Here is an 11,647-nt window from a genome sequence, read left to right on the forward strand (position 1 = left end):
TGTGAAAAGCATTTATATTTTCACTATTAATTGAAGATACTGTTTTGATTCTGAATTAAATATCATTATAGTAATTTAACAACTGTTTTAAACTACTTTTTGTATTAAAACCCTTATCTTCCAATACTTTCAAATGACATTTATCTCTTTTTTTCAGCTTACTTATTTTCTGCAACTTATCAACCCACAAATTAAAATTCGAAGATAAAAATTCAAATTGAATCAAACCAACTCCTAAATCAACTTCTTTGGCAACATTTGTAGAAATTAATGAGGGTGTACCCGCTACTTGAGATTCTACCAATACTACAGGAAATCCTTCATGTAATGATGGCAATATCATACAATCTGAACTGCTTAATATTCTTGGAATATCTTTTCTTAAACCAAGAAATTCAACTTTGGAATCCAGACCATACTCTTTAACTTTTCTCTCCATCGTTTCTCTCAAAACACCATCTCCAACAAATATTAATTTAAAATCAATGTTACGCTCATCCATATACTTTGCCAACTCTATAGAAAATGAATGGTTTTTGACTTTCAAAAACCTTCCAATTTGACAAATTAGAAGTGTATTTTCATCACATTCAAAATAAGGCCTAAGGCTTTTATGCGTATGGTTGAAATCATCAAAATTTACTGCATTGGGTAAATATTTAAATTGCTTATTCTTATAAAACAGATAATTTCCTGCTTCATAACCACAAGCAATTAAACCTGTAGAAAAAGTATTAATTAAATATTTTGATAAGTGAAAATATATCTTACTAGAAAAACTGTTATTAGAAACATTTGAGGTACTATGTGAATGTGAAATTCTTTTTTGATGACCAGCTAAAGACGCCCCTAAAACATTAAAGCCATTATTCAGTAAAGTATGAGTGTGAACCGCATAAAATTGTTTATTGGATCTTAAAAATTTATAAGTCTCCCAAAACCTACTCACTGAGCCTGTACTTTTAACTCTGTATATCTTACCTCCTAATTTCTCAATTTCATCATCATAATCACATTTTTTATCTGTGAAATACAGAAAATCAAACTGATACTGATCTCGATCCAAAACTCTGTACAAATTAATCAGCATCGTCTCGGCTCCAGCTCTGTTCATAGAACCTATAATATGGAGAATTCTTTTCATAATACTAATTCATTTGAAAGAGCTTTAAATTCTTTTTCTAACTGAGAAAATTCTGATCTAAAAAAATTACTCTCTGAAAGTATTTTACTTATTTGATCTTCAGAGAATTTATCAATCAGCCAAACAGAACTATAGTCTTTTATCCATTCATAAGAACCTTTTACTTTATGGTTATTATTTTGAAAAACTAAGCAAGGAGTATTTGTTATATAACAAAAAATCATCCCATGTAATCTATCTGTAATTACCAATTCAGCTTTTTTGAAAGTATTCCATATCTTTTCGAGTTCAAGCTTTCTTTCATCAACAGTTAAATAGTTTTTATTAATATGAGTATCGTAGAAAGTGCAATCGTCAAACCTTCTATTTACTAAATCGATAAGTAGATCATTCTCTGATTTTTTCAGTAGCTTTTCGTCATCATTTCTTAAACAAAATACAGCTCCTTTTCTTTCAAAATCTGGAGTACTTTTATTGAGACTCATTACAATATCAGGGGTGAGAATAATTTTATTTTTGATAAAATGTTTCTTCATAAGATCATAAGTAACCTTTTCTCTAGCAATAAACACTAAATCATCATGCTTACTATATGATTTCACTGCTTTCACTAAAGCTTTCACTCCTTTCGGTTTTTCTGAAAAATCAAATGTTTGCGGAAAAGATATAATTTTATTATTTGGAAAACTTTCTGCAACCAGCTGTCTGTAGAATTCTATCTGATCATATAAATCTCCAAGATTACCACCTCCAACAGTAGTTAGAATATCGCCAGAAGCTATAATTTTCTTGATAGCACAAATACCATCAAGAGTTTTACTTATAGGTATCTCTATAACTCTATATTCTTTTAGTACCTTTTTTAAAAACTCTGTCTGAGCATAAGTAATCGCCACATCTCCTAGATTTCCGTAATCTGCTGCTAAAAAAATAAAAACTTTCTTTTCACCATCATTTTTTATGTCGGATAAAAAGCCTCTGCTTTTAAATTTTTGCAAAAAAAGTAAGATTCTTGTTTTGGTTTCGAACGAAAAATAATTACTTATAAACATTTTATTTTTTTATTTTGCATAATATATATAACAAAAACACTGCTTTAGCGCTAATTATTTTTTTATAAAGTTTATCATAAACACTAACTGCTTTATAATATCGTATGTATTTTTGTGTTTCAGTATGACTTATAATCAATTTTATATAATCAATTTTTTCTTTTTCGGATAAATTATTTTTAAACGCAAAAAGATTGTTTACACAGTACCTAATACCTGCTGTAATAACTGAAGCTAATACAATTTTTTTTTTTTTTTCAGAAATTCTCCAAGAATTTAAAAAAGCCTCAATTGCATTTGCCTTTTTTAAATAAAGTTCAAAAGAATTTTTGTGAAAAGTTTTGATCAAAGACTCAGAGGGTCTATCAATATAATGATACAGTGGGGCATTTAGAAAAATTAATCTATTTGTTTTTTCATAAACTTTTGAATTAAATAGTATATCTTCTACTAAAGAAACTCCTTTCTCGAAAAAAATAAAATGATCTTTCAAAAATTTTGCTCTATATATTTTATTCCAAGCATAGCCTAAAATATTTATCATATTTTCATCAAAATAAAAATCATCTTCCCCCCTATTTAATACAAGATCTTCACAAATAATTTTTTTTGATGACAAAAGCTTTTTTTGTAAATCTTCATTATCAAGTATATACCCAAAAACAACAATATTAACCTCATCCTCATCAAAAAAATTCAATGTAGACTCTAGCAAATTTGGTTCTATCCAATCGTCACTGTCAACAAACAGGATATACTCTCCATTTGCTCTTTCTAATCCGTAATTTCTTGCATCAGAAAGACCTCCATTAGGTTTCTCATAAATACTAATTCTAGGATCATCAAATGTTTCTGCAACTAACTTACTCTTATCTGGGGAACCATCTATAATTATTAGTAGCTCAAAATTTGTATAAGTTTGTTTTAAAATACTTTCAATACTTTTTGCAATATATCTTTCAACGTTATATACTGGCATAACGATAGACACCATCTTAATAGTCGAATTATTTATTTCCATATATCATCATTTTTCATATTCTTAATGAGAGCACGACCATTCATTGGGCTGAAGGAAAGATTTTATTAGCAACTGAATTATTAATACAATTAATAAAACATCCCGTAAACACTTAAACTTTGGCTTATGCAAATAAAATATCTGATTTATTATCATTATTTTGTAAACAATTCTAATCAACATTTTATTTTTCTTAAAATTTGAAAATATCATTTTTCATTGACTATTACTTTTTTAGAAATCACTTTGCTAAAAACTGATTTAAACTTAATAATTGTTTTCGATTAATATAAAAAACAAAGCAAAATGCTAACACTAAGTTTAAATATAAACTATAATTATTACCATAATTTAGAACTGATACAGCGACAAAGACAATAAGTAAGGTAATAAATAATCTGATTGGAAAAATAATTTTTAATAAAGTTCTTATATGTGAAAATCTTATTAATAAAAGTACGATATACCCAATAACAACCGCCACACTTGCGCCAAATAATCCGAAACGCGAAATTAACATGAACGATAAGCCTACAGTTGTAATTCCACCAAAAATACTGCTTGTGAACGCTCCTTTCGTTTTTTTTGCACCAAGATAACCTGTCCCATAGAAACCAGCGATTGAGCTAAAAATTATACTCAGTAAAAGAAGTGGTGTGTACTGCCATGCATCAAAAAAATCTTTACTTACCATAAATGACAATGCCAATTTATTAGCGGCTACTATTAAAATTGATATTGAAAACAGTACTCTAATATAATCTTTTAAAACCTTCGAAAAATATTCGTCTCTATCTTCTCTATCATAACTTGTAATTGCTTTTTCCTGCCAAGCAAGATAAAACACATTTACAATCATTAGCAGTATAGTGGGAAGTTTATATGCTATTGCAAAAATACCATTTGCTGCCGTCCCCAAATACATTAAAATAATATACCGATTCGAAGATGAAATTGCCCACCAACTCAGTGAATTAGGAATTAGAGGGGTAGAATATCGTAGTAAAGTTTTGCCAAAATCAACCCTCGCGTATTTTAAATTAAAAAAAGAATATAATCTTCCAACAGCAAATAAGAAAATGCTCACAAAAAAGCCTGCTAATATATTGGAATATAATAGTCCCTCAATTTTATAATTCAAAACCATGAGTACAAATATGGCAAATAGGACGTAGATCAATGTATAGATTACACCCGCCCAAACGTATAATCCATTTTTACCAAGACCACGAATAAATTGTAAAAAAAACAGATAAATTGATTGACATAGAACCAAGAGAAAAAGTAGATTAAAATATTTTATTGGATAATAATAATTGTAGCAATACATAATAAAGTACAATACAAAATGTGACAGTACAAGAATTACAGAGATTGTAGAAAACACCTCTTTTTTAATCCTAATACTATCATCGCCCAACAACCATCTTAACGCAGCATCAGTCAGTTGGAAAGTAACAAATGGACTTAATAAGCTTAATGTTATTAATATCAAATCATAAGCTCCAACATCTTCCTTTGAAAGATAAAATGTAGTAAAAAAAATAAGTATGAAACTTATAATTTTTGAAGAAAAGTTTCCTATAGAATATAATATTGTTAAATTAAGTAAACTTTTTTGTTCTTTCAACTCATTATATTTTAAAATGTTAATATTTCAGGTTAAATATTAAGTCTATAGTCGCTTACTGACAATTTCTTTACTTAAACTACCTTTTACATCGTAAATAACGCCATTTTTCTTAAGAATTTTTTTTAAATCTAATGTGAAAAATTCTTTGTGTGATACCGTGAGAACAATAGCATCATATTGTACATCCTCCTGAAGTTGTGAAATACAATGAATATTATATTCGTTTTTAACTTCTTCAGAGTTTGCCCAAGAATCATATGTAACTACCTCTGCACCATAATCTTGTAGATTGGTAATAACATCAATCGCTTTTGAATTTCTTATATCAGGACAGTTTTCTTTAAAAGTAATTCCGAGATTTAAAATTTTAGATCCTTTTACTTTAATATCGTTTTTAATCATTAATTTAACAACCTGAGATGCGACAAATGCCCCCATAGAATCGTTCAGTCTTCTTGCTGCTAAGATTAATTCGGAATAATATCCTATTTCCTGTGCTTTTTGAGCCAGATAAAATGGATCTACTCCAATACAATGACCTCCCACTAAGCCGGGTTTAAATTTTAAAAAATTCCACTTGGTTCCTGCTGCTTCTAAAACATCGTGGGTATCAATATCCATTAAAGAAAAAATTTTCGCCAATTCGTTCATAAATGCAATATTGAGATCTCGCTGAGAATTTTCAATCACTTTTGAAGCTTCGGCAACTTTTATAGATGGAGCTAGATGCGTACCTGCAGTAATTACCGATTGATATAAATCGTCGACAATTTTTCCTATTTCAGGTGTTGAACCTGAAGTTACTTTCAAAATTTTATCTACTGTATGCTCTTTATCTCCCGGATTAATCCGTTCCGGAGAATATCCAACAAAAAAATCTTGATTAAATGTTAATCCTGACACTTTTTCTAATACAGGAACACATTCTTCTTCGGTAACTCCGGGATAAACTGTAGACTCATATATAACAATATCTCCTTTTTGTAATACCTTAGCTACCGTTTCGCTTGATTTGTAAAGTGGAGTTAAATCTGGTCTATTGTGTTTATCTACAGGTGTTGGAACGGTAATTATATAAATATCAGCAATTTTGATATCTTCTAGCAGAGAAGTACAATACAGACCCTTTTGATTTGATTCTGATTTCTGTAAAGGATTTTCTTCTAACAATACTTCATGAAGACAATCATTATTCAATTCCTGAGTAACGTCATTACCAGATTTAAGTTCGGCAATTCTTTTCTCATTGATATCAAAACCTACTACAGAATATTTTGTAGCAAAAAGTCTGGCAAGCGGTAATCCGACATATCCTAAACCTATCACACAAATATTATATCTACTATTCATTATCTATTAAATTACTCAGAAAAGACTAAAAATTATTCTATTTACCTAATAGTCTTTTCCAGAATGACTTTTTATTATCAGCAGAATATCCATACCCGTATTTGTAACCATAACCATATCCGCTGTGTATTTTATTCACATCATTAAGAACCATTCCAACATTTTTAATTTTCTTTTCTGCAATCTGTTTATTGATGAATAATGCCAATTCTTTTTCTGTGTAGCCAGACCGAGATATATACACCGTAACATCAGCTGTATCAGCAATGAGAAAAGAATCGGTAACAAGCATAAGAGGTGCTGTATCCAGAAGGATATAGTCGTAATCCTGTTTTAAACTTTCAACCAATTCCTGATATCTACCATTGGATAAAAGATCAGTAGGATTAGGCGTAATTGCTCCTGAATATATTACATCACAGTGGGGATTAAAAGATGTAGGATGAATAATTTCTGAAGCTTTCATACTATCATCGTACATAAATTCCGATAAACCTATCAAGCCTCTTCTATTCTCATTATATCGCTGTAACTGTGGGTTTCTGATATCAGAACCAATAATGATTACTTTTTTTCGCGGAGTAGCTAAAGTTAATGCTAAATTCACTGAAGTAAAAGTTTTACCTTCCCCCTTCACTGTTGAAGTTACAAAAATAACATTCCCTTTTTTACCTTTCGGCAACATAAAATTAATATTGGTAATCAGTATTCTGAATGCTTCTGCCAATGGTGATAAATCGTTCATTTGAACTATTTCAGGTTCACCTTTCTCTAAAGATGGCAGTTCACCAATCACTGTAGCACCATGTACAAGTTTTTCCAGGTCATTCTTAGTTTTAATCTTATTATTGAATAATTCGATTAAATAAATAATACCAAACGGAATTAAAAGTCCAATAATTAAGGCCGCCAAATAAATAATCATCTTCTTTGGAGAAACCGGTATCGGATTCGTTAAAGCATCGTCTACAATTCTAGCTTTTGGTGCGGCTATAGCCAAAGAAATGGCTGCTTCTTCTCTTTTCTGGAGCAACAGTAAATACAACTGCTCTTTAATTGTCTGTTGCCTTTCTATGCTTCTGAAAAGCTTTTCCTGAACCGGAATTCTAGAAATTCTTCCCGATAAACGGTTTTGTTCACTATTAATATTGTTTCTTGCTATTTGAAGAGCAGATCTGCTTTTCTGTAAACTTTGAATTACAGAACTCCTCATGCTATTCACCTGGTTGGTAAGATCCACGACAAGTGGATTGGCTGTTGTAGAATTTTCTAATAAGCGGCTTCTTTCAATCACCAATTGGTTGTACATTCCAATATTAGATGAAGCATCGGAATCTGAAAGTCCTACGTTGAGAGGTAAAACCTGATAATTGCCCTGTCTGTTAATAGAACTCAATAAACTGTTCACCAGTTCCAGCTGAGATTCATTCTCTATTTGTTTCTCTCTTCCTTTAGTAGCTGTTTCCAGTGAAAGTTCTGCCTCAGTCTGTATATCAGCAATATTATTTCTAACTTTAAAGTCTTCTTTCTGAGTTTCTACAGAACCTAATTCGTTACTGATCAGTTTAATTCTATCATCTATAAAACTCGCTGTTTTCTGGGCTTCGGAGTTTTTATCCAGAATGGCTTCTCTGTTATAATTAACGGCAAGTCGATTTAAAATATCTTCAGATTTTTCCGGAATAGGATCTGTGATTGATATCTTTAGAACGGTTGCTTCTTTCTGAACTAAAGCAACATTTAATTTAGCCAAATAGTATCTGGTTCTATTTATACCAGACATGAATTGAAGGGTATATTGCTGATTTTTATCTTCCGGCTTATATTTGAACTGATTGTTTTTTTGAAACATAATTACTCCAAAAGGCATAGACAAAGCTTTATCAAACTGAGCTTTAATAGGAGTTTTAAAATTTTCAGATTCTAAAATAATCTCATTTCCCTGAATTTTAGCCGTAACTTCTTTACTAGGATATTGAGCATTCTTCTTTTCACTGATTATCCTTACCAAAAATGGGGCAGATTCTTTATAAAGTTCAGATTCTTTAACTTTTCCCTTTGAGTATATATTGGTTTCTAATGCTAATTCTTTCACTACAGAAAGCATCAGCTTTTTAGATTTCAAAATCTCAATTTCGTTATCTACAGAATTGGTACCCATTCCTCCGATCCCTCCCAATTCGGAGATGACCGACATTTCAGGCTGGCTTGACGCAGATTTTTTGACCTCTTTGATTAATAATGTAGATTCTGTATTGTAAATAGGAACACTATATCTCAAGAAAAACCATGCAATTATAAGTGCGGCGATGACTCCAATGACAAACCAATACCACCTGAACAGATAAGGTTTAATTATTTCTCTAATATTAAGATTTTCTTCCTGAAATTCTTCCGGGTTCTGACTGTAATCCACTATTAAGTATTGTGAGGAATTAGAAATTTATTTTTTTGTTAATGCTAAAACCCCTAAAGCTATAGAAGCAATTACAGAGGCAACAGATAAATATATTCCTGTATTTGGATCTATTCTGGCTGCTTTTTCTCGAACTGCATTGGGTTCCACATAAATTAAATCATTTTGTCTTAAATAATAGTATGGCGAGTTGAAAAACTGAGCACTCGTTAAATCTACCCTTTCCTGTGTGAATTTACCATCAACATTTCTAACAATCAAAACATTTTTTCTAATTCCAAAAGGAGTAAGATCTCCTGCCAGACCAAGAGCAGCGGGTAAAGTTGTATTTCCATCCGGAATTACATACGTTCCAGGTTTATTAACTTCTCCTAATATAGACACTTTAAAATTAACCAGTTTAATATTTACTTCTGGATCCTTTACATATTTTGAAATTAAATCTACAAGTTTTGTTTTCAAAGATTCTACGGTTTCATCTTTTGCCACTACTTTTCCTATCTGTGGAAAATGAATGTTCCAATCCGTATCTACTATATATGTTGGACCTGACACAGGTAATTGCTGAGGAAGATTATTGGAGCTGGGCATAGAATACTGCGTAATAGTAGCACTCGACGAGTAATTCTGATTGAATGGTTTTACCACATCCATATCCTTAGCTGAAACAGATATAATTAACTGATCTCCCGGCTGTAAAGTACTACGACTGTTTTTGATAGAATTATCGAGTGCTACACTTTCAATATCTTTCATATAATTGATTTCTTGCCTAGGGGTACAAGAGAAAGCAGCTAAACCAATAGCTCCGCAGATCATATATCTTCTGAAATTCATTTTTGAAATTTTTTTCACAAAAATAGGATTATTAATTTATAATATGTGTTTATTTGAAAACATTAATATTTTTTAATTTAGCCATTTAATTAAAACTTTTACGACTCTGAAATTTCTATATTTTTCTTATCTAGAACTTCAAATTCAGAATTGTTACTGATAAACTCCGGTACAATTTCTTTAAGGAGACGAACAACCTGTAATTTATCTCTTTTTACGGCAGATTTAATAATCTGTTTACAAAGAACATCTATTTCTTCAAATCTTATACAGGGATCTTTAGAAATCATAATTTTCTGATGATGAGTAGGAACGGTAGTAGTATTGTCGCTCAAAAGTTCTTCATACAATTTTTCCCCTGGTCTTAACCCAATAAACTTTATTTTTATGTCTTCATCCGGAGTAAAACCAGATAATTTAATCATTCTTCTTGCTAAATCTAAAATTTTAACAGGGTCTCCCATGTCAAAGACATAAATCTCTCCACCACTTCCCATTGTACCAGCTTCCAATACCAATTCGCACGCTTCTGGTATCGTCATAAAATAACGAATGATATCGGGATGTGTAATTGTAACCGGCCCCCCTTTCTCAATCTGCTTTTTAAAATGTGGAATAACTGAGCCATTAGAACCTAAAACATTCCCAAATCTGGTGGTAATAAATTTAGTAACATTGCCTTCGCTTCCCTGTAATGACTGTACAAAAAGCTCTGCTGTTCTTTTCGAAGCCCCCATTACATTGGTAGGATTAACCGCTTTGTCGGTAGATACCATCACAAAACGGTTCACTTTATATTTTTTAGATAGCAATGCAATATTTTTTGTTCCTAAAACATTTACAAAAATTGCTTCATGCGGATTTTCTTCAATTAGGGGAACATGCTTATATGCAGCAGCATGATAAACCATTGAAAACTGATACTTCTCGAACAATGCTTCCAGACGATAATTATTGGAAATATCTGCTAATACAAACTTAAAGATTTGCTCCGGAAATTTTTCAAGAAGATCTAATTCGAGTTCATATAATGGTGATTCTGCCTGATCTACAACTACGATTACAGAAGGCTTGAACTGAGCTACCTGTCTAACGATTTCACTTCCAATAGAACCTGCGCCGCCAGTTACCAAAACTGTTTTTTCAAAATGCCTTTTTTGTACTTCTATATTTTCGATTTTAATAGGCTTTCTATTAAGTAGATCTTCAATCTGTAAATTTCTTATTCCGCCAACTAAATCAGATTCTCTCATCTTACTTAGTGTAGGAGCATTTAAAACTTTAAGACCGTTATCCAAAGCAAAAGTCATCCACTCTTCAAGTTCCTGCTTCGCCATGATTTCTTTGATGATCAATATAGCATCAAAATCACTGATTAAATTTTTGTCTTTAAAAAATTTATCAATATTATAAATTTTATGTCCTAATAATAGAGCTTTATGAGAATCCGAGCGTTTCGTAAGAAATCCTTCCAATCGGTAGGGATAATTCGGATTATGTAAAATTGCTCTAGCAATAGATACAGAAGCATCACTCACTCCCACCACTGCTACTCTTGTTTTAGAAGCCGAACCTTTATAATCAATTAATATATTAAACACTTGTTTTATCATCATTCGGAAGAAAAACATAATGAATATAGAAATAAAAAAATATAAAAAGAGACTAGGATAAAGATAAAGTGGTTTACCAAAAATAATCTTAAAACTCAAATTGAGTAAAAGCATAGTTAGTAAAGTACTTCCAGAGCATAATAAAATTTTAAAAAAATCAAAAAAGGTAGAATGCCTGATGATTCCCGCATATGTTTTATAAACGAACATAAAAATTGCGTTTATAAATAGTATAAAAACTATTTTATAATAAATATATTGAGGAAAGTTCACTTTAACGTGAAGTTTATCTATCAGATAATAAGAAATAGTAATGGAAACAAGCCCTATAAAAATATCTAAAAAAAGAACAATCCATCTAGGTATATATCTTAACTCCGTAATTTTCATTACGTTATCTCCTCCATACAAAGATCTAAAAGCATTATAAAGCTTTTTCATTGAACAAACTTATATTTTGTTATTTCTGCAAATGTAAACATATCAATAGCGTCCTAAATAAAAAAATAAGAAGGAATTAAAGTAACTCAAAGTATCTTTGAGGTTGACAACAAAAAAACCTTCTTATGGATTCAAAATTA

Annotated in this window: 8 protein-coding genes; all 8 read right to left on the minus strand. The window is 30.7% G+C overall.

Annotation, left to right across the window (positions count from 1 at the left end):
• Positions 1 to 55: 55 nt before the first annotated feature.
• Complete coding sequence (locus tag IV513_RS08510) at positions 56 to 1,144, minus strand: glycosyltransferase (RefSeq protein ID WP_209390151.1); 1,089 nt, start codon at positions 1,142 to 1,144, stop codon at positions 56 to 58.
• Entirely contained in the window at positions 1,141 to 2,142 is a 1,002-nt protein-coding gene (locus tag IV513_RS08515) for a polysaccharide pyruvyl transferase family protein (RefSeq protein WP_209390152.1), read from the minus strand. The genes IV513_RS08510 and IV513_RS08515 overlap by 4 nt, the downstream gene beginning before the upstream one ends.
• 55 nt (positions 2,143 to 2,197) lie before the next feature.
• Positions 2,198 to 3,217: a glycosyltransferase family 2 protein gene (locus IV513_RS08520; protein WP_209390153.1), complete on the minus strand. Its 1,020-nt coding sequence runs from the start codon at positions 3,215 to 3,217 to the stop codon at positions 2,198 to 2,200.
• 241 nt (positions 3,218 to 3,458) lie between these two features.
• The gene (locus tag IV513_RS08525) at positions 3,459 to 4,847 is read right to left on the minus strand and encodes a lipopolysaccharide biosynthesis protein (RefSeq protein ID WP_209390154.1); all 1,389 of its coding nucleotides are present in this window, start codon (positions 4,845 to 4,847) and stop codon (positions 3,459 to 3,461) included.
• A 45-nt stretch (positions 4,848 to 4,892) separates the two neighbouring features.
• Entirely contained in the window at positions 4,893 to 6,200 is a 1,308-nt protein-coding gene (locus IV513_RS08530) for a nucleotide sugar dehydrogenase (RefSeq protein ID WP_209390155.1), read from the minus strand.
• Between the two features lie 37 nt (positions 6,201 to 6,237).
• Positions 6,238 to 8,616 carry a polysaccharide biosynthesis tyrosine autokinase gene (locus tag IV513_RS08535; protein WP_317196411.1) on the minus strand — a complete coding sequence of 793 codons (2,379 nt, stop codon included), beginning with the start codon at positions 8,614 to 8,616 and terminating at the stop codon, positions 6,238 to 6,240.
• 27 nt (positions 8,617 to 8,643) lie between these two features.
• Positions 8,644 to 9,453 (minus strand): polysaccharide biosynthesis/export family protein, encoded by an 810-nt coding sequence (locus IV513_RS08540; protein ID WP_209390156.1) that lies wholly within the window; start codon positions 9,451 to 9,453, stop codon positions 8,644 to 8,646.
• A gap of 98 nt (positions 9,454 to 9,551) precedes the next feature.
• Entirely contained in the window at positions 9,552 to 11,507 is a 1,956-nt protein-coding gene (locus IV513_RS08545) for a nucleoside-diphosphate sugar epimerase/dehydratase (protein WP_209390157.1), read from the minus strand.
• Between the last annotated feature and the right edge of the window lie 140 nt (positions 11,508 to 11,647).

This window comes from Chryseobacterium sp. RR2-3-20, assembly GCF_017808115.1.
GTDB lineage: Bacteria > Bacteroidota > Bacteroidia > Flavobacteriales > Weeksellaceae > Chryseobacterium > Chryseobacterium oryzae.